This window comes from Roseibium sp. Sym1, from assembly GCF_027359675.1.
Lineage (GTDB): Bacteria > Pseudomonadota > Alphaproteobacteria > Rhizobiales > Stappiaceae > Roseibium.
Map to the genome: position 1 here is coordinate 3,061,886 of NZ_CP114786.1, position 20,660 is coordinate 3,082,545.

Consider the following 20,660-nt stretch of genomic DNA (forward strand, 5'->3'; position numbering starts at 1 on the left):
AGGCCCCGAGATGACCAAGACGATCCTGTCCATCGGCACCTACGACACCAAGAATGCGGAGCTGGAGTTCATCGAGCAGACGATTCTGGCCCAAGGCGGCAAGGTGCTGACGATGGATGTCAGCGTGCTCGGCGATCCCGAGACGCCCACCGGAATTTCAAAGCACGAGGTGGCCGAGGCCGGCGGCATGTCGATCGGGGAGGTCATCGCACAGGGCGATGAGAACAGGGCCTTTCAGGTGATGGCGCGGGGCGCTGCCAGGTTGGTCGCCGAAGGCCACGCCGAGGGACGGTTCGACGGCATGATCGCGCTTGGCGGCACCATGGGCACGGACCTGGCACTCGACTGCGCCCAGGCCCTGCCGATGGGGGTCCCGAAATTCATCGTCTCGACGGTCAGTTTTTCGCCGCTGATCCCTCCGGAAAGACTGGCGCCGGACATCCAGATGATCCTGTGGGCCGGCGGGCTCTACGGGCTCAACGGCATCTGCAAATCGTCGCTGGCGCAGGCGGCCGGTGCCGTGCTCGGCGCGGCCAATGCCGCGCAGCCGCCGGACCGGTCGAAACCGCTGGTCGGCATGACCTCGCTCGGCTCCAGCTGCCTGTCCTACATGAAGGTGCTCAAGCCCGCGCTGGAAGAGCGTGGTTACGAGGTGGCCGTGTTCCATTCCACCGGCATGGGCGGCATGGCTTTCGAGACGCTGGCGCGTGACGGCGCCTTCTGCTGCGTGATGGATTTCTGCCTGCAGGAATTCGGCAACATGCTGGCCGGGTCCCTGGTGAGCAGCGGGCCGGACCGGCTGACCAATGCAGGCAGGAACGGAACGCCGCAGATCGTCGCGCCGGGGGCCCTCGACCTGGTCGACTTCGCCGGCTGGCAGGAGATCCCGGCGCAATATGCCGACCGGCCGTTCCACGAGCACAACCGCCTGATCAAGAGCTCCGTGTTCAACCCGGATGAACGGCGCCGATGGGCGCGGGAACTGGTCGCCCGCGTGGAAGCGGCTTCCGGACCGTCGCATCTGCTTTTGCCGCTCTGCGGCATCGAGGCGTGGGACAGGGAAGGCGAGGAGGCGCATGATCCGGAAGGCCTCGCCGCGTTCATCGAGGAGACCCGCGCGGTGTCGGCGGGCCGGATCCGGGTCACGGAGGTCGATGCGCATATCAACGACGCGGCTTTCTGCGACGCCGCGCTCAATGTGTTCGATGCCTGGGTTGCCGACGGCACCGTCAAGCGAAGCTGAGCGGGAGAGCTAGCCCGGCGGTGCCGTCGCGGAGCCGCGCCGTCCTGATGCCGGTCCGTTTGGAAAATTAGACTAAATACTTCCGAATTCACTTCGTTTCGAATTTGCTGCCGTCAGGTCACTGCAAAAGCTCCTGATAACCCTTGACCTTTATAAGCGGTCTGGGGAACTCTTGGAATCGCCGCCGGTCTACCGGTGTCGCCGCAGCCTTTCGGGTGCATGCGGTTCGAGTCAGCGCTGGAGGTGAATATGGGATTGCAGACCAAAGCGGAAGCCTGTGGAGCCGCGCTGGACACGGACGACACGGCATTCCCGCAGAACCTGATAGCAGCGCAGGCCGGACATCAGGACAAGGCGGTCACCGGCACGGTCACCGGCGGTGAAGCCGGCCAGGACTCCGGAATGTTCGACCTTCTTGTCTCCGGAAAGCCGGTTCGCGCACGCCGGGCAGTGTCCTGCCTGGTCGAGCCACGGGTTTCCGACACCGTCGCGCTGCTCTCCACCGCGGAGGGCGTCTTCATAACAGACGTGCTTTTGCGGTCCGAGGAAGAGGCGCAAGCCCTTCATATCAATGCCCTGCGCAACGACGGCACCCGGCAGGATTTTGTCCTGTCTGCGGGCAATTTGCGGATCGATGCGGAAGAGGGGCTGGAGGCGACCGGCAAGCGCCTTGCGTTCCGGTTCGACAGCATGCTGATGAGCAGCCGCCAGCTCGCCCTTGTCGGCAAGAAGCTGATGACCTCGATGCTGGACATCGTCACCAACGCAAAGACGCAGCTCGCCAGTTTCGAGACCACCTCGACCAAGACCCGGAACCGGGTCGACCGGGTGGTGGAAACGGACCAGTTACGGGCGGGCAGCATCCAGACCCAGGCCGATACCGTCGCACTCACCCAGGCCGGGTCCGCGCTTACCGTGGCCAAGGAAGACATTCGTCTCGACGGCAAGCGCATTTCCATGGGCTGACCGGACGACCGGTCCGGCCAACCGTTTCTGCCTTTTTCGAGGATCTGTGAATGCGTGTCATGAAACCCCTGAGACTTGGTCTTCTGACCAAAACCATGCCCCACAAGGGCAAGGGGCTCTTCATCGTCTCGACCTTCACCCTGTTCGACCTGCTGGACCCGACGGACATTCTGGCGGAAACGGCGATGTGGCCCCTGGTTGCCAAGGAATTGCCGAAAGGGACTGTCTTTGACGCTGCCTATCCCAAACCCTTCGGCGAGTTCCTGATCGCGGGACAGGCCCGGTCGCAAGCACCGGTCAAGGCCATGCATGTTGCCGTTACGGTTGGCGAAAGAAGCCGGATGCTGTCCGTCTTCGGCGACCGGACCTGGCAGGCGGGGGCGGAAGGGCCGGTCTTTACCGATCCGCGTCCCTTCACCGAAATGCCGCTGACACCCGACCGGGCCTTCGGCGGCGAGGGCTTTGCCGCGAACCCCGCCGGCCAGGGAGCCGCCGCTGCAGAGCTTTTCGGCGAGATCCCTCATCTGCGACTGCCGAACGTGGAACTGGCCGGCGCGGAGATCCGGGAGATTGACGACAAGCCGGCCCCCGCACTGGTCGGACCGTTGCCGATGGACGATCCCGCCCGCATGGCGCTGGCGGGCACATATGACAAGGCCTGGGTGGCGCATCGGATGCCCGACTGGCCGGAGGATTTCGATCCGCGCTATTTCCTGTCCGCCATGCGCGATCAGCAGGTCGAGGGCTTTTTCAAGGGCACGGAGCCGGTTCGAGTGGTGGGCATGTCCGAGTCCCGGCCGGATGTGCACTCGCGGCTGCCAGGCGTCAGGGCCCGTGCCTTTGTCAACCGTGCTTCCGCACCGGACCGGCTCACGGAAATTCCGATGCACACCGACACGGTCTGGATCCTCGGGTCGGAGATGAAGGGTGTCGTGGTCAATCGCGGCGTGCTGGCCGTCGGCGACCGGGACGGTCGCGACATCAACGATGTCATGGTTGCCTATGAGTGGCTGAAGGATGCACCCCGCTCCGCCGACCACTATCAGTCTGTCTATGCACTCCGGGCCGACCCGGAGGAGGGAAAGAAATACCTCCTCGCGGACAGTCAGTTGTCGCCGCAGGAGGCACCGGAGGATATCGAGCGCCGGGAGGCCGACCGGCTTGCAGCGGCAACCGAGCGGCAGGATCTGTGGGTCGAAGGCCGGCAGTGGAGCCTGGAGAGGCGGTTTGCCGAACAGGGTTTGCCCGCAGCGCTGGTTCCGGCCATTCAAAAGCCGGACCTGAAACCGTTCATCCTGCCGACGGACGAGGACATCGCCCGCGGGGATGTCGATTTCGCGCGCCTGATTTCGGATGCGGAAGATCTGCGCCGGGAAGCGGAACTCAAGGCCGACATGGTGAGCGCGGAACTTGCCGGTCTGGTCGAGCAGTTTGGTGTCACGCCCCCGGTCATGCCGCCTGCCAGCCTGGGCGAGATGGAGGAGCTCGGACATTCCGTCGGCACGGGCAAGGGGTTCCTGCCGGCCATCGAAGAGCTGGTTCCCCAGGACGACCTGGACAGGCTGCTTGCACAATATGATTCCGCGCCCACGCCGGACATCGCCGCCTTGAGCGAAAAAGATCCGCAGGCGGCCTTCGAGGGCGCCAGGGTCCGATTCGAGGACGGCACCGCTGCGGGGCTTCTGGCCCCTGCCCGGGACCTGCTCGGCCGCATGCCGGACACCCCGCTTGTGGGGCCTGCCGATCTTGCTGAACCGGAATCAGCGGAGAGTGCGGCCGCAATGGATGGCCCGGGCGCCGAAGCTGCCACGGCTGAGCCGGGTGAACTGGACGGCTTCCTGGCAGAGACGTTCCCGGACCTCGCCGGGGAAGGGGACTTGCCGTCGGACAAATTGAAGTCCGCGATCTCAGCCGTCAAACCGGTGGACGCGTCCATCGAGGATCCCGGCGCGACCGCGCACCAGCAACTGGATCGGGCGCAGGACACGGTCGACACGACGCTGGCAACCGCGCGCCGGATGGCGGCCGAACCGATCGCGCCGCTTGAACCCCTCGGAATTGAAGCCGCGAAGCTCTTCGGCCAGTACATCAGGAACCATTTGTCCGCAGGCCGCACTCTGGCAGGGCGGGATCTGGCCGGAGCGTCTCTTGCGTCTGCCGCGCTTTCCGCAGCGGACCTCACCGGCAGCTTTCTGGAACGCTGCGATCTGACCGGAGCCGATCTGCGCAGCGCGCGTTTCGAGGAAACGGTTCTTGCCGGAGCCTTGCTGGACGAGGCCGATCTGTCCGCCGCCACCCTTTCCGGAGCGAACCTTTCCGGCGTTCAGGCAAGAAGGACAAACTTCGGCAAAGCCAGGCTGGAGGGCAGCAAGGTCGTCGCCGCCGATTTCTCCGGCTGCGATTTTGCCGGTGCCGTTATCAAGGACTGCACTTTCGTCAATTGCCAGTTCACGGGGGCGGTGCTCACGGGGGCCGCGATCGACAGCTGTTCCTTTGTCAACTGCAGCATGAGCGGTCTTCACGCCGAGCAGCTTCGGATGGACAGAAGCAACTTCCTGTCCTGTAACCTCGACCGGTCCGATTGCTGCGGCGCCATGATGAAGAAGGTGACGTTTGCCGGTGTCGGCTTCCATGCCGTGAAGATGTGTCACGCGTTGCTCGATGAATGCGGCTGGTTCGGCAAGACGGATATGCGCAGCGTGAACTTTCTGGAGGCGCATGCTACCAAGTGCGGGTTCCAGGATGCACGGATGAGCGACGCCGGGTTCTTCAAGGCGATCTTCCACGGGTGCAACATGTCCGGAACCGATCTGAAACTGGCGGACATGCGGCTTTCGTCCTGGAACGGGTCCATGTTCTCCTTTGCCAATGCGCAAAAGGCGGATTTCTTCGGCGCCAATCTTCTGGGCGCCGGGTTCCACGGGGCCGATCTCGCGGAGGCGAGCTTTCGCTCCGCCAATTTTTTCCGGACGGATCTCTCCGAGGCGAAACTCGTATTTGCCGACCTGACAGGGTCCAATCTCGTGCTTACGAACCTGGAGGCCCGCCAGTGATTTCCCTCGACGAACTGGCCGACTTCATCCGTTATGACGAACCGGTCATCGATGCGGATTTTTCCGGTGCGGATCTCAGCGGAGTGAGCCTCGCGGGGGGGACCTTTCTGAGGACCCGTTTTACCGGCGCCGTCCTTCGGGGAGCGGACATGAGCCGCTGTGTCTTTACCGAATGCGACCTCAAGGGGGCGGATTTCGGTGAAAACGAGATTGAACGGGCCATTTTCGTCAAGAGCGATCTCACCGGGGCCAAGCTCGCCAATTGCCGTTTCGAAAAGACGTCCTTCCTGGAAACTGCGCTGGCCGGAGTTGGCCTGACCGGGGCCAACATGATCGCCTGCCAGATCGTCAAGTCGGACCTGAAGGCTGCGGATCTGGGCGGGGCGGCGCTGTTGAACAGCGCCGTGGTCGAGTGTGACACAAAAGGCATTACACTGTCCGAGGCCTTGCTCGAGGCAACGGTCTTTGTCGGAATTGATCTGTCGGACGCTGACTTCGAGGATGTCATCTGCCAGTCCGCGATGTTCATCAAGTGCAACATGACGGGCCTTGATTTCTCGGACACGCCGATCATGCAATGCACGTTCATGGAAACCGACATGAAGGGCTGCCAGTTCGAGCGTGCGGATCTCACCGGCAGCCTGCTGATGGGCAGCCAGCTCGCCGGCTGTTCCTTTGCCGAAGCGATTGCCGACATGGCGCTGTTCTGCAACGCCAATCTGCAGAACGCGGTGTTCTCCGGCGCGCGCCTGTCCATGGCGAATTTCAGCGGCAGCGATCTCAGAAGCGCGGACCTGACCGCGAGCACGTCCGACAAGGCCCAGTTCGACCACGCCGACTGCCGTGGTGCTTCCTTTGCCGGCAGCAACCTGAACATCGCCAATTTCTCGAACTGCAATCTGGACGGGGCGGACCTCTCGCGCGCCGACCTGGATCTTGCCGACTTTCACAACGCAAGTGTCCACGCGACCCTGACGGCCGGGTCGCATGGAACTGTGCGGCAAACGGATCAGGTGCGCCTGATCCGCGAGATTTACAATCCGCGCACCGTCGCGACAGACCAATAGGGCGCAACGGACCAACAGGGCCGGGCCCGAGGAGCGAGATACGTGTTTGTAAACAATCAGCTCGGATGCATGAGCCTCGGCCTCATGGATGTCTGCAACACCTATGTCGGCACCGCGACCGTGCCGACCCCCTATGTCAACATCGCCGTGTCGTCGGTGGCGGTTCCCAACGCGGTTACCGTGCTGGTCGGTGGCGGTTTTGCGCATAACCTGCTGACGACCACAACGGTGACGAGCGGTGACGAAACGGGCGCCATGCTCGGCGTCGCGTCGGGAACCATTGTCGGTCCCAGCACCCATGTCACCAGCTCCGTCAACGTGTTCATGGGGGTTTCCCCGGCAACGCGCCTGACCGACACCACCATCCAGAATTCGACCAATTCCGCCGGAATGACCCTGACCCCGGCACAGTTCACTTGCCTGGTCTTGTCCTGAGCGTCCGCTCCGACACCTTAGACACGGCAAATGCTTGAAAGGAACCCGGCATGACTTCTTCCGAGACAGTTGACGACGCCGACTATGAAGTGACCAGTTCGGACGAGGTGCTGAACACAACGGTTCTGATCCCGGACGAGAGTGCGTCGGATGAAACGACGGAAACGAAGGACAACAGCAGTTTTCTCCGGATCGGCCAATACGATGCGTCGGAGGAGGGGGACCGGTCACCCGACCATATGGACGCTGCCGCACGCGGAGCGCTTATCCAGACGACCGGCGGCCTGTTTTTCCTTGTCAACGAGGATGCCTATCACCAGTACAAGTCCAACCTAGATATCTATATCGAAGGGAACCTGGACGAGACCATCGACGGCAACAGCAGCACCACCATCTCCGGCACCAACGACGTCAAGACAACAGGTCTCAGCCGGCATTCGGGCGAAAGCTACGTGATCTCGACCGGCAGCTACACGGACCAGGATCCGGGCTCGACCAAGGACATCCTTCTGAAATCGAACAACAAGATCAACCTGGAAAGCGACGACGGCGTCAAGATGACGGTCGGCAGCAGCTACTGGGCAAAACTCAGCGGCGAAGGCCTTTGGGAAACGCAGCTCAAGGACGCCATCGACGTTACCACTGGTACCAGCCATAGCCGTTATGAGGGCTGGACCACAGACGAGTATTACGGCGGGTCTTTCGAATTCCAGATTGCCGCAGCCTTCGCGATTTCCTTCTCCGTCAGCATCGAGATCAGCATGCTGGTGGGCATTTCGGTGGCCAATATCGAGATCGGCGCGACCGCTATCGAGATCGGCGCGACAGGCATCGGCATCGGTGCGACCAACCTCAAGATCGAGACAACCAGCGTCGAGGTCGCGGCCACAGCCGTTGAGGTGAAGACCAAGGAAGCCGAGGTCAAGGATGCAAGCGCCGTGCTCAGCGCCGCCAGCATCAAGATTGCAACCGGCATGAACATCCTGACCTGACGACCGGTGGTCCGCGCGACACATGAACCTGACATCCACCGAAAAGTGCCGGGCCGCCGAGAAACTGATCCAGAAGGGCCAGTTCGAGGACGCCGGCTTCCTGATCGACCAGGTGCTGGAAAGCCATCCGCAGAACACGAGCGCGCTCATCGCAAAGAGTGCACTGCAGCTCAAGGCGGGGCACGTCGCGGAGGCGAAACAACATCTGCTGGCCGCCTTTCACCTGAGCCCGGACGACCCGGTCATCCTGACCAACCTGGCCAGCCTGGCCCTGTTTGAAAACCGCCTGCCCGACGCGCTGGAGCACCTGCAAACGGTGGCCGCACAGTCGCCGGGTCACCTGCCGGCCATCCTGCTGCTGGGGCAGATCCACCTGCAGCGGGGAGATCTTCGCGAGGCGCAAGGGTGGCTATCCCGTGCCGCTGGTCTCGCCCCGGCGGATCCGGCGGTGCTCGTTGCCGGCTCGACGCTGGCGCTGGCCTGCCAGAACCTGACGGAAGCGGCAGCGCTGCTTGACAAGGCCCTTGAGATCGATCCCGATCATGTGCGCGCGCTTGCCGCGCTGGCGCATGTCCGTGCCCTGACCGGTGATTTCGAAGCCGCTGCTTCCCTGGCGACAAAAGCCCATCTCGAGGCGCCCCAGGATCCGGATATCGCCGTCACCCTGGCACGAGTCTACCTGGCCTCGGGTGCGCTTGGGGAAGCGCAGAAACTGACGGATCGCTTCAAGGCGAGGTTCCCGGACTTTGCGCCAATCGTTCTGTGCGCCGCGGAGGTTTCAATCGCCCGGGGCAACGTGGCCGGGGCGCTTGCCGATGGCGCCAAATGGCTGCGCAAGGACCCGAAGGACAGCGGCCGGATGGCCGGTTTCCTGAAAGTCCTGAAAAAGGCCGGGGCCTGGCGGCAGCTGCTCGATCTCAGCGACAAGCTCTCCGCCGAGCTGGCCGGCAGCGCCGCGGTCCTGAGCCTGCGCGAGGAAGCACTTCATGTCCTCGGGCGGTCGCGCGAAGGCTGGGCATCCTGGGCGGCACGGCGCAACCTGCCGGAGGGAGGACCAGTGCCGCCGTTCAGCGTCGGCCTGCCTGCGCGCGCGCCCCTGCTGGACGAACTTGTGCTGATGCGTTTCGTCAATGCCTGGGCCGGGGAGGGGCAGGTCGAGATGATTGGCGATTCTCATCTGGAAAGCCTGTGGCACCGGCTGCCGGCCGGCGACCGGGTCCACTGGACGTCGCAACCGGGAGCGCAACCTGAGCTCCTTGCCGACCTCACCGCCCGCACGGTCCTCTATGCGCCCGACAAGTCGGTCTTCGCCCCCTATCTGGCCCCGGATCCGGAGCGGCGGGCCCAATGGGACGCGGCGCTTCCCTCAGACGGAAAGCCCCGGATCGGGGTATTCTGGGACACAAGGGCACCGGGCCTGCTGGTGGACCACATGCGCGAGGCGCTGGCGGATCTGCCCGTGCATGCGATCAGCCTGCAATTCGACGACAGCCGTCACCAGCTTCGGGCCTGGCCCGGAGCGCTTGATGCCGGCGTGGCGCTCAAGGGGCTCGGCGATCTGGTCAACGTGGTCGATTGCCTGGATCTGGTCGTTGGTCCGGACGGGCTGCCGCTGCATGTCGCCGGTGCGCTCGGGCGCAAGGGGATCGCCCTGCTTCAGGAAAATCATGAATGGTACTGGGCCGGGGAAGGCACAGGCAGCCACTGGTATCCCTCGGTGACACGGATCGTTACCGCTGTCGGGCCGGACTGGAGCGCAGCGGGGGCTGCCCTGCAGGAGATGCTGGATCCCCAAGCGGCGTGACGCCTTGCGGCGCTCCCGTCAGACGTGTTCTTCGAATGTCGGTACGTCCTGCGCAGCGGTTTCCGGGTGAACCGGAAAGCGAAGCTCGACAGTGGTGCCCTTGCCGAGCTCGGAACGAATGGTCGCCCGTCCGCCGCTCTGGCGCACGAAGCCGTAGACGACGGCAAGCCCAAGGCCTGCGCCGCCTTTTCCGGTTCGCGTGGTGAAATAGGGTTCGAAGGCCTTGTCGACGTCTTCCCGGCTCATGCCGATACCGGTGTCCGTCACCGAAACCACGATGCTGTCTTCCTGGGCGAAACTTCTCAGAACGACCGACCCTCCAGAGGGCATTGCCGCAGCGGCATTGAGGCACAGGTTGAGCACGGATTGTTCGAAAAGCTCGGGATCAAGGACAAGCGGCGGCAGGTTTTCGTCCAGCTCGAGCGTCAGGCCGCATTCCTCGCCGATGGCGATCTCCAGGATGTCTGCCATGCCGCGCAAGACCGATGAAATCTCGATCCGGCTGAAATTGATCGGCTGCTGACGGCCGATGGTCAGCATGCTGCTCGCCAGCGACCGGCCGCGGTCGGCGGCCTTGCGGATGCGCGTGATGTTGCGCTGCTGCTTGCTGCTGAAGCCGCCGTCGCGCTCCAGAAGCCCGAGACTGCCGGTGATGATGCCGATGGTGTTGCCGACCTCGTGGCTGAGCTGGTGGGTCAGGCGCATGATTCCGTCGAGCCGCAGTGCCTTGGCAGCCTCGGCTTCCTGCCGGTCGAGCAGGGTGACGTCCCGGGCCAGCAAAACCACGCCGTCGTCGCTCTGGTGGGAAAGGGAGATCTCGGTCACCCTGCCGGTCGCCGACCGGTGACGCACGGAAACAGGTTCCGCCAGGGGCTGTCCGTTCCTGCCGCCGGGCAACAGATCTGTCTGGATCTCGGGTATGGGAGACAGGAAGTCGACAAGAGGCAGTTTGCGTGCCGAGCCCTTGTGGCCGATCAGCTCGATGACGCGCCGGTTCATTGTCACGGGCCGGCCGGCGGCGTCGAAGATGGCGATGCCTTCGTTCATGCTCCGGAAGGTCGAACGGATCGTGCGGGCGGCGGCTTCCGCCGTGCGTCTCAAGCGGGTGACGCGATCCACGCTTTCCTTGAAGGCCTGAAAGGACTGCTGAAGGTCAAGAAGTTCGGTCTCGTCACCCTGGTAGACGGGCGGGCCGACATCCTTCTGACCTTTTGCCAGGGCATTCATGCCGCTGGACAGCGACACGATGCCCCGGGAGACGCGGATCGCCGAACGGATCGACAGGGCGGCTATCGTCAGCACCAGCAGCGAGGCGGCCGCGACGATGATCAGGAGCTGCTGAAGCGTTGCCGACGTGGACTGGAAATCGCGATTCAGCGTTTGCGTCACCCGCTCGGACTGGGTTTCGGTCGCAAAGGAGAGTTCGCGGGCAACATCGTGCAGTTTCGCGATCGCGGTGCGCACGCCGAACATTTCCATGAGGTAGCGGGTCTGGGCCGCGAATACGCGCTCGTAGGGCTGCAGAGCCTCTTCGGGCAAGGGAGGCTGTCCGGTCTCGGCAACATAGCGGCGGCGCAGCTCGCCGAGCTGGAACAGGCTGCCGGCGCTTGAGACGGAGTGAACGATGGCATTGAGCCGCTGGCTGAGTTGCTTCTGGGCGATCGTCTCGCCGACGGCGATCACGCCAAGCGCGGAGGAGACCTCTTCCTTGAAGTTCTGGGCGGTCTCGGCCCTGGAGGCAAGCGCAAGGGTCTGGGTCCGGATCTGCCCGAGCAGGCTGGAGACCTCGGCATTGGCCGTTCTGTAGGCTTCCTTGTCGGGCGGATAGTCCGGCAAGGCCTCCAGCAGCGCATCCACCTGTTCGACAAGGGCGCGGCTCTTGGAGGACACCGTGTAGGGGGAGGTCGCGTTCATGAGGAAGGGAGCGCTGGACACCAGGTCCGACACCTGACGCGAGACGAGAGCGGCGTCGGCAAGGCTGGAATAGGCCTGGAGGCCGTAGGCCGCGGTTTCCTCCCGGGCCTTCAACAGTCCGTAGATCGCGATGGCCGACAGGGCAAAGGCGACGACACAGATCAGGACAATGGCCGCCGGCAGCCGGAAGGCGATCGAGGAAAGACGCGAACGGCTGATCATCCGGGCAGCTGGGCCGGATCCTGATGCAGGATATAGCCCTTTCCACGACGGGTCTTGATGTGCTGCGGCAGATCCGGGTTGCGCTCGATCTTGCGGCGCAGGCGCAGGACCAGAACATCGACGTTGCGGTCGATGAGGCGATCGGTTTCCGCTCCCAGCTGCTCCAGGATGGTCGTCCGGCTGACGGGTTCGTTCGGTGTTGCCGCCAGTATCTCGAGCAAGGAAAACTCGGAGGAGGTCAAGGTCCTGGACGGATGTGACGTGCACACGGCCTTTCTGTTGACCAGGTCGATCACCCAGTCACCGAGCCTCAGCGCGGTCGGCTCGTGATGAACCGTCACCGGATCCTTGTCGCCCTTCATCGCCGGGTGCAATCGCCGCAGAACGGCCTTGATGCGGGCGGTCAGCTCGATGGGCTCGAACGGTTTGACGACATAATCATCCGCCGCGGTCTCCAGTCCGAGAACCCGTTCCGCGGCACTTCCCGCTGCCGTCACCATGACGATGCCGATATCGGTCCGCGAGCGCAGTTTCTGAGCAAACACCCGGCCGGACATTCCGGGCAGATTGTGATCAACCAGAACAAGGTGAAAGTCCCGCTCGGCGAGACTGCCGGCGGCTTCCTCGGCGGACCGGACGGCAACGGGCAGCCAGCCCTCGGCCTCGACCAGATCCGATATCAGTTCAGCCATATCCGGATCGTCCTCCACGATCAGGATACTGATGCCTTCATTCAGCAATCTTGTGTCCTCCCGGAGGACATCATATGCACGGCGTGTCGATATGCAAAGCCTAGGTTTTTCAAGTGTTTGTCACATTTGTAAGGCTTGTAACAATTGTAACTCTTTTTCTTTTCCGGCGAAACAACGGTAACCAAACTCCTGTTGCGGTGACAGGTGCTTCTGCCATGGTAGTGAGCAACCGGGGCGCAGCCTCGGCCTGGGAGGAAACATGAGATTTGTCACGCCACTCGCAGCGGGTGCGGCCATATGGCTGTGTGCCGCGCTCAATGGAGCTTCGGCGCAGGACCTGAACGTCCTGTGCGGCGTTGACGAAGACTGGTGCTCGACCATGGAAACGGCCTTCGAGGCCGAAACCGGCCTTGAGGTCGCCATGGAACGCCGGAGCACAGGAGAGATCCTCGACCAGATCCGCAGCGAACGGGACAATCCGCATATCGACGTGTGGTGGGGCGGGACCGGCGACACGCATTTGCAGGCGGCCGGGGAAGACCTTCTGGAGACCTACACACCCGCGCATGGGGGGGACGCGCTTCCCTGGGCGCAGAATTTCTTCCAGATGTCCGGCGGCAAGGCATCCGGCGTTTATGCCGGCGCGCTGGGCTTTGCCTACAATGCCGACATTCTGGACGCCCGGGATATCTCGACGCCGTCCTGCTGGAAGGACCTCACCGACCCGCGCTACCGCGGCCTTGTGCTGATGGCCAATCCGAAATCGTCCGGCACGGCCTTTACGGTGCTCGCGACCCTGATCCAGCTGCTGGGCGAGGAGGAGGCCTTCGCCTACCTGGCCGCGCTTGCACACAACATCCCCGAGTTCACCACCTCGGGCGCGGCGCCGGTCAAGGCAGCCGCCCGCGGCAAGACGGGGATAGGCATTTCCTTCATTCATGATGCCGTCACCCAGAAGCTGGCCGGTGCACCGCTGGTGATCGTCGCGCCCTGCGAGGGGACCGGTTACGAGATCGGTGCCGTCAGCATCGTCAGGGGCGCAAAGAACCTGGCCAGTGCCCACCGGTTTGTCGATTTCGCGATGAGCCCCGAAGGTCAGGCGACAGGGGCGGCCTCGGGGCAGAACCAGATACCTTCGAACGCACGGGCCGCGTTGCCGCCGGCGGCGCCCGATATCTCGCTTATCCGCATGGTCGACTACGATTTCGCCACGTTCGGTTCACCCGATCAAAGGCGGAAGCTGCTCGACCGTTTCGACAGAGAGGTGCTGCAGGGCACCGGTTCCGCCTTGACCCAGTAAAGGATCGGACTTCGACACCAGTATCTGACCGGGCAACGGACCGCCGCAGCGGCTCCGAACGGGAGACGTGTGCCTGCTGCCCGATCAAGACCCCAGCCCCCAGGGCTGAAAAACAGTCTGCCGATCATGTGCAGACACCAGGCTGAAAGCCAGAAGTGGAGGAAAACATGTCACTGAAATCCCTTTCCATCGCCATGCTCGCAACGGCGGCGACCTTCTCCGTGTCGGCCGCGCAGGCGGCCGGCGACCTCAACGTCATCTGTTCCGCCGATGTGGTGATCTGCGAACAGCTTCAGGGAGATTTCGAGGCCAAGCACGACATCAAGGTCAACATGGTCCGCCTGTCCTCGGGCGAGAGCTATGCCAAGATCCGGGCTGAATCCCGCAACCCCAAGACCGACATCTGGTGGGGTGGCACCGGCGATCCGCACCTGCAGGCGGCGGCCGAGGGCCTTACGGCGGAATACAAGTCCGAAAAGCTCGGTGAGCTGCACGAGTGGGCGCAAAAGCAGGCGGAAAGCTCGGGTTACAAGACGGTCGGCGTTTATGCCGGCGCGCTCGGCTGGGGCTACAACACCGACATCCTGAAGGACAAGGGTGTGGCGGAACCGGTCTGCTGGGCCGATCTCCTGAAGCCGGAACTGAAAGGCGAAGTCCAGGTCGCCAACCCGAACTCCTCGGGAACCGCCTATACCGCCCTGGCATCGCTGGTCCAGATCATGGGCGAGGACGAGGCCTTCGAATACCTGAAGAAACTCAACGACAACGTTTCCCAGTACACCAAGTCCGGCTCGGCCCCGGTGAAGGCGGCCGCTCGCGGCGAGACCGGTCTCGGCATCGTCTTCATGCATGACGCCATCGCGCAGGCGGCATCCGGTTTCCCGGTCAAGGCCATCGCGCCGTGCGAAGGCACCGGTTACGAAATCGGCTCCATGTCGATCGTCAAGGGTGCCCGCAACATGGACAATGCCAAGGTCTGGTACGACTGGGCGCTGTCGCCGGACGTCCAGTCGCGCATGAAGGACGCCAAGTCGTTCCAGCTTCCGTCCAACACCTCGGCCGAGGTGCCGCCGGAAGCGCCTAAGTTCGAGGACATCAAGCTGATCGACTACGACTTCGCGACCTACGGCAACCCGGACACACGCAAGGGCCTCCTGGAGCGTTGGGATCGTGAGATTGGCGCCATCGCCAACTGATCCCGTCACCCGCGGGGATCCGCACCGGGAGCCTGATAGCCCCGGTGCGGGTCTCACCCGCACATCATCGCGAAGTGCCGCGGGTCTCACCCGCACGTCATCGCGAAGTGCCGCGGGTCTCACCCGTGCATCGCTCTGAAATGCAGCGGACTCCAGCCGTGCACCTTTCGGAATTGTGGTCGGTTGGCCCATCGTTCGGGAGACACGCGTGGGGGGCGACTGCTCTCGAAATACCAGAACAGGGGTGGCCATGCTCAGTGGCAACAAACGGCTGAACGCTCTTCTCGGGCTGGGGTTCTTCGCCTTTCTTTTCGTGCCCTGGTACCGGGTGGAAGGCGGCTTCTACGCCTTCGAATGGCTCTCGGATTTTCCGTCGGCGTCCGGTCTTGCGCCCGGCCTGCTGCAGATCTTTTTCGAAGGCCGTATCTGGCTGGCCATCGCCCTGGTCCTGTTCCTGATCGGCGGCAGCGCCCGGTTTCTGGGGGAGGCCGAGACCCGCGGCAAGCTGCTGGTTGCAACCGGCTCAGCCGGTATCCTTTTCATGGCCCTGCAGGGACTTGCCATCAGCTTCGGCGGCTGGGCCTGGACCTTCCCGGAAACCGCCTTCGGAGCCCTGCCGCTCGGGCAGCCCGCCATGGGCGCGGGTGCCATCCTGCTCTCGCTGATCTTCGTGCTCTATATCGCCTTCGGCCTTGCGGAACGCGGTTTCATGAAGGGTGACGCCTTTGTTGTCGGATCGATCTCGGTCCTGATCTTCCTGGTCGCTGTCTTCATCTTCTATCCGATCGGTTCGATGTTCGCCGGGTCGGTCCAGGATTTCGACGGCTCGTTCAAGCCGGACGGGTTCATTCGCAACATGCAGGATCCGGCCATCTGGAGCCTTGATTGCGTCATCGGCGGCAACCGCTGCGGTGTCGCCTGGCGCACGCTGTTCCTGGCCGTCATGTCCGGTCTCGGCTCGACGGTGCTCGGCCTTGCCTTTGCCCTGGTGGCCACGCGCACGCGCTTTCCCTTCAAGAAAGGCCTCAGGCTGCTGACCGTGCTGCCGATCATCACGCCGCCCTTCGTGATCGGCCTTGCCCTGACCCTGCTGTTCGGCCGGTCCGGCGTCGTTACCGAAGCGCTTGACGTGCTGTTCGGCATCGAGCCGAGCCGCTGGCTCTACGGCCTCACCGGCATCTGGATTGCGCAGGTGCTGTCGTTCACGCCGATCTCCTTCCTGGTGCTGATCGGGGTGGTTGAAGGCGTCAGCCCGTCGATGGAGGAAGCCTCGCAGACGCTGCGCGCCGACCGCTGGCGCACGTTCTGGCGGGTGTCCCTGCCGCTGATGAAACCGGGCCTGGCCAATGCCTTCCTGATCGGCTTCATCGAGAGCATGGCCGATTTCGGCAATCCGCTGGTCCTCGGCGGCAGCCATGGCGTGCTGTCGACCGAGATCTTCTTCGCGGTCGTCGGATCGCAGATCGACCCGTCGCGGGCCGCGGTCCTTGCGATCATCCTGCTCTCCTTCACCCTGTCCGCCTTCCTGGCGCAGCGCCTGTGGCTGTCCGGCAAGAACTTCGCCACTGTAACCGGCAAGGGCGACAGCGGTGCCCATGCGGGCCTGCCGAAAAGCCTGTCGATCACTGTCTACGGCATGGTGCTGCCCTGGATGGGCTTCACCGTTGTCGTCTATGGCATGATCCTGGTCGGCGGATTCGTGAAGACCTGGGGTCTCGACAATTCACTGACCCTGGAGCACTACGCCCGGGCCTTTTCCGTCGGTTTCGGGGAGGGCGGCCTGGTCTGGACCGGCGTTGCCTGGAATTCCTTCTGGACGACCATGGAAATCGCGCTGATTTCCGCGCCGCTCACGGCAGCGGTCGGGCTTCTGACCGCCTATATCATCGTGCGCCAGAAATTCGCCGGCAAGAATGCCTTCGAATTCGCCCTCATGATGAGCTTCGCCATCCCGGGGACGGTCATCGGCATCAGCTACATCATGGCCTTCAACCTGCCGCCGCTCGAAATGACCGGCTCGGCGCTGATCCTGGTCGCCTGTTTCGTGTTCCGGAACATGCCGGTCGGCGTCCGAGGCGGCATCGCCGCCATGAGCCAGCTCGACAAGAGCCTGGACGAGGCCTCGCTGACGCTCAGGGCCAACAGCGCCCGGACCCTGCGCAAGGTGATCCTGCCGCTGCTCAGGCCCGCGATCACCGCGGCGCTGGTCTATTCCTTCGTCCGGGCGATTACCTCGATCAGCGCGGTGATTTTCCTGGTCAGCGCCGAATACAACATGGCGACCTCCTACATTGTCGGCCTGGTCGAGAACGGCGAATACGGCATCGCGATCGCCTATTCCTCGATGCTGATCTTCGTGATGATCACGGTCATCGCCGGCTTCCAGCTGCTGGTCGGCGAACGGCGCCTGCGCCGCGAGAACCGTGTTGCCGGCGTATCCAAATCCCGCAAATTCCGCTTCGCGCAGGAGAAAACCGCATGAGCGCCCTGAAACCCGGTTCCGTCGTCTTCGAGAACATTCGCAAGGACTTCGGCAGCTTCACAGCCATCCCGGACCTTTCCATCACCATCGAGCCAGGCACGCTGGTGACCCTGCTCGGTCCGTCCGGTTGCGGCAAGACCACCACCTTGCGCATGCTGGCGGGGCTGGAACATCCGACCTCCGGCAGGATCCTGATCGGCGGGCGCGATGTGACGATGATGCCGGCACATGAGCGGGATGTCTCGATGGTGTTCCAGTCCTACGCCCTCTTCCCGCACATGAACGCGCTCGACAACGTTGCCTACGGGCTGGAATCATCGGGATTCAAAAAGAGGGAGGCCCGCGAGCGTGCCGAGGAGGGGCTGACGCAGGTCGGCCTTGCGGGCATGGGGCACCGCCTGCCGGCAGAGCTGTCCGGCGGCCAGCAGCAGCGCGTCGCTGTCGCCCGCGCCCTGGTGCTCAACCCGCAGGTGCTGCTGCTGGACGAGCCCCTGTCCAATCTCGACGCGCGTTTGCGCCGGCGGGTGCGGACCGAAATCCGCGAGCTGCAGCAGAGGCTGGGTTTTACCGCCGTCTACGTGACCCATGACCAGGACGAGGCGCTTGCCGTCTCCGACCGGATCGTGGTCATGAAGGACGGGCGCATCGCCCAGGAAGGCGCGCCGCGGGAACTTTACGAGGAGCCTGTGTCCGAGTTCATCGCAGATTTCATGGGGGAGGCAAACGTTGTTTCCTGCGAAATCATCGGCCGGGAGGGCGATCAGGCTCTGATCGATGTCGGCGGTCTCCAGCATCGGCTGCGCGCGCGCCAGGCCTCTTCGGGCAAGGCCAGGCTCGCGGTGCGCCCCGGAGCCGTGGTGCTCAATCCGGAGGACAGTTCCGGCCTCGGCGGCGAGATCCTGACGGCGGCCTATCTCGGGGACCACGTCGAATACGAGATCGAGACGCCGGTGGGCAATTTTTTTGTCATCGACCACGCCGTCGAGCGCTCGTTGACCCCGAAGACCACTGTTTCTCTCGGGTTCAGAAACCGCGGCCTGGCACTGATCGAGGCCTGACATGACCTTGCAGACAGCAAACGCGCCCGAGGCACGTTCCGGTCTCGTGGCCCGGTTCGACCTTGCCAGGGACATTGCCCAGGAATCGGGAACCGTTGCCCTCGACTATTTCCGCCGCCGCAAAGAACTGACCATCGAGGTCAAGGGCGGTCTCCAGGACGTGGTCTCGATCGCGGACCGCAACGTGGAGACCTTGATCCGGGAGCGGATCGCGGCCGCATTTCCCGATGACGGCATTCTGGGCGAGGAGCACGGTCTTGAGGAAAGCGGCAGCGGCTATACCTGGGTGGTCGATCCGATCGACGGCACATCCGCCTTCGTTCATGGGCACTCCAACTGGTGCGTTTCCATTGCGCTTCTTTACAAGGGCGATCTTGCCGCGGGCGTGATCCGGGTTCCCTGTGACGACGAGACCTTCGCCGCGATGACCGGCGCCGGTGCCACGCTCAACGGCATGCCGCTCAAGCTTGACGCGTCGATGACCTTGCAGAACAGCCTGACCGGAATCGGTGCGAACCATGCGATCCCGCCGGAGAGGGTCGGCGCACTGATCAGCGGTCTGATGGCGGCAGGCGGCAATTACATCCGCACGGGATCCGGCGCGCAGATGCTGGCCATGGTCGCTGCCGGACGCCTTGCCGGTTTCCATGAACCGTCCATGCATGCCTGGGATTGCCTGGCCGGCTATTGCCTGGTGTCGGAAGCCGGAGGCAGGTACCGGCCGTTTCCGGTCAACGGGGAGGCTATCCTGGAGAGCGGACCCGTCCTGGCGGCCGGGCCGGGTGCGTTCGAGGCGCTGTCGGCGCTGGCGGATGAGGGCGAGCACCCGGGAACGCGCTGACATCCATCACATTGCCAGTGTTGATTCACTGCGCCCGGGATCGCACAGCGATTCCGGGCGAAGCAATTGGTATAGCAGATACAATCAAAGATTTAGTTTCTGAGATTTACTTCTTGTTAATTCTTGCATCTCGCGTCATGGTGATAGTTTTACTTGGAATACAATCAATAGTGGTTGAAGTATTACATATATATACTTACTTGACATCTGGCGCCTGAAATTCGATATTCATTTAAATTCAAATGAGTGAAAGTTTGAATCAATAACAAGAAACACTGTGCCGCGATGCATCAGATCCTTCGGGCAGCTGCCCGGAAAAACCGCGACAAGCGGGTGTGTCGGGCTTTCTGTGCGCGAGGAACGCTTGGACATGTCTAGGAACACGAAAGCGACCGTGCTGGTTGCGGGGGGCGCCGGGTTCATCGGCGTGAACCTGTGCAGGCGCCTGCTTCAGGATGGTCATGAAGTCATCTGCCTCGACAACATGAGCACGGGAATGCCGGAACACGTTGACGAACTGTCCGCGTTTCCTGCCTTCAGGTTCGTGAAGCACGACATTGTCGAGCCGATGGATCTCCCGGTTGACCAGATTTTCAATCTCGCCTGCCCGGCGTCCCCTCCGGCCTACCAGGCGGACCCGGTCAAGACGACACTGACCAACGTGGTCGGGGTGCGCAATCTGCTTGAACTTGCCAGGGTGAATGGCGCCCGCATTCTTCAGGCTTCCACGTCGGAGATCTACGGCGACCCGAAAGAGCATCCTCAAAAGGAAGACTATTGCGGCTGCGTCAACACCATGGGACCGCGGTCCTGCTATGACGAAGGCAAAAGATGCGCGGAGACACTGATGTCGGACTACCGTCGGATGTACGGTGTCGACACGCGTGTCGCCAGGATCTTCAACACGTATGGCCCCGGCATGCGCGAGGACGACGGTCGCGTCGTCTCGAATTTTATCATCGAAGCCCTGCAGGGCCTCGATATCACGATCTACGGCAACGGGTCCCACACGAGGTCCATGTGCTTCGTCGATGATCTCGTCGAAGGGCTTGTCCGTTTCATGGATCAGGACCGTGCGGATGCAGGCCCGATCAATCTCGGCAGTCCCTATGAAACCACCGTACTCGGATTTGCGCATCTGGTTGTCGAACTGACCGGCTCGAAATCCGAGTTTGTCTACCTGGCAGATGCCATCGACGATCCTCATGTCCGCCGTCCGGACATTTCCAGGGCAACAGAACAACTTGGCTGGGAGCCGAGGGTCGGCCTGGTCGAGGGGGTCAAGGAAACCATCGCCTATTTCCGCGGATCCCTGAACGCCGCACAGGCAAGCGGAGACAGGGCTCCGCATCAGCCCAGGCTGATGGCCTCGAGCTGAGCGGACGTACGAGGCGG

The 20,660-nt window shown here is 63.1% G+C and carries 15 protein-coding genes; 13 read left to right on the forward strand and 2 right to left on the reverse strand.

What is annotated here, in order from left to right; all coding sequences use genetic code 11:
- Positions 1 to 10: 10 nt before the first annotated feature.
- From O6760_RS13920 to O6760_RS13950, 7 genes are all read left to right on the forward strand, one after another.
- Positions 11 to 1,243 carry a Tm-1-like ATP-binding domain-containing protein gene (locus O6760_RS13920; protein WP_269585959.1) on the forward strand — a complete coding sequence of 411 codons (1,233 nt, stop codon included), beginning with the start codon at positions 11 to 13 and terminating at the stop codon, positions 1,241 to 1,243.
- Between the two features lie 249 nt (positions 1,244 to 1,492).
- Positions 1,493 to 2,209 carry a DUF3540 domain-containing protein gene (locus O6760_RS13925; protein WP_269585960.1) on the forward strand — a complete coding sequence of 239 codons (717 nt, stop codon included), beginning with the start codon at positions 1,493 to 1,495 and terminating at the stop codon, positions 2,207 to 2,209.
- Positions 2,210 to 2,259: 50 nt separating this feature from the next.
- Entirely contained in the window at positions 2,260 to 5,262 is a 3,003-nt protein-coding gene (locus tag O6760_RS13930) for a DUF2169 family type VI secretion system accessory protein (protein ID WP_269585961.1), read from the forward strand.
- Positions 5,259 to 6,329: a pentapeptide repeat-containing protein gene (locus O6760_RS13935; protein WP_269585962.1), complete on the forward strand. Its 1,071-nt coding sequence runs from the start codon at positions 5,259 to 5,261 to the stop codon at positions 6,327 to 6,329. Before O6760_RS13930 ends, O6760_RS13935 begins: the two co-directional genes overlap by 4 nt.
- Positions 6,330 to 6,371: 42 nt before the next feature.
- Positions 6,372 to 6,764, forward strand: coding sequence for a DUF4150 domain-containing protein (locus tag O6760_RS13940; protein WP_269585963.1), 393 nt, complete (start codon positions 6,372 to 6,374; stop codon positions 6,762 to 6,764).
- Between the two features lie 50 nt (positions 6,765 to 6,814).
- Positions 6,815 to 7,756 (forward strand): hypothetical protein, encoded by a 942-nt coding sequence (locus O6760_RS13945; protein ID WP_269585964.1) that lies wholly within the window; start codon positions 6,815 to 6,817, stop codon positions 7,754 to 7,756.
- A gap of 22 nt (positions 7,757 to 7,778) precedes the next feature.
- Positions 7,779 to 9,560, forward strand: a complete 1,782-nt coding sequence (locus O6760_RS13950) for a tetratricopeptide repeat protein (RefSeq protein WP_269585965.1) — start codon at positions 7,779 to 7,781, stop codon at positions 9,558 to 9,560.
- A gap of 18 nt (positions 9,561 to 9,578) precedes the next feature.
- On the opposite strand, the gene O6760_RS13955 is transcribed toward O6760_RS13950, so the two are convergent.
- Positions 9,579 to 11,696, reverse strand: coding sequence for an ATP-binding protein (locus O6760_RS13955; RefSeq protein ID WP_269585966.1), 2,118 nt, complete (start codon positions 11,694 to 11,696; stop codon positions 9,579 to 9,581).
- Positions 11,693 to 12,388 (reverse strand): response regulator transcription factor, encoded by a 696-nt coding sequence (locus O6760_RS13960; protein WP_442969925.1) that lies wholly within the window; start codon positions 12,386 to 12,388, stop codon positions 11,693 to 11,695. Before O6760_RS13960 ends, O6760_RS13955 begins: the two co-directional genes overlap by 4 nt.
- Before the next feature lie 259 nt (positions 12,389 to 12,647).
- Here O6760_RS13960 and O6760_RS13965 point away from each other — a divergent pair, with 259 nt between their 5' ends.
- The 6 genes from O6760_RS13965 (at position 12,648) to O6760_RS13990 (ending at position 20,643) form a co-directional block, all read left to right on the forward strand.
- Positions 12,648 to 13,688 (forward strand): ABC transporter substrate-binding protein, encoded by a 1,041-nt coding sequence (locus tag O6760_RS13965; protein WP_269585968.1) that lies wholly within the window; start codon positions 12,648 to 12,650, stop codon positions 13,686 to 13,688.
- Positions 13,689 to 13,882: 194 nt separating this feature from the next.
- Positions 13,883 to 14,884, forward strand: a complete 1,002-nt coding sequence (locus tag O6760_RS13970) for an ABC transporter substrate-binding protein (protein ID WP_269586276.1) — start codon at positions 13,883 to 13,885, stop codon at positions 14,882 to 14,884.
- Between the two features lie 250 nt (positions 14,885 to 15,134).
- Entirely contained in the window at positions 15,135 to 17,366 is a 2,232-nt protein-coding gene (locus tag O6760_RS13975) for an ABC transporter permease (RefSeq protein ID WP_269585969.1), read from the forward strand.
- Complete coding sequence (locus O6760_RS13980) at positions 17,363 to 18,424, forward strand: ABC transporter ATP-binding protein (protein ID WP_269585970.1); 1,062 nt, start codon at positions 17,363 to 17,365, stop codon at positions 18,422 to 18,424. The genes O6760_RS13975 and O6760_RS13980 overlap by 4 nt, the downstream gene beginning before the upstream one ends.
- A 1-nt stretch (position 18,425) precedes the next feature.
- Positions 18,426 to 19,265, forward strand: a complete 840-nt coding sequence (locus O6760_RS13985) for an inositol monophosphatase family protein (protein ID WP_269585971.1) — start codon at positions 18,426 to 18,428, stop codon at positions 19,263 to 19,265.
- A 370-nt stretch (positions 19,266 to 19,635) separates the two neighbouring features.
- Complete coding sequence (locus tag O6760_RS13990; RefSeq protein WP_269585972.1) at positions 19,636 to 20,643, forward strand: UDP-glucuronic acid decarboxylase family protein; 1,008 nt, start codon at positions 19,636 to 19,638, stop codon at positions 20,641 to 20,643.
- Positions 20,644 to 20,660: the final 17 nt, after the last annotated feature.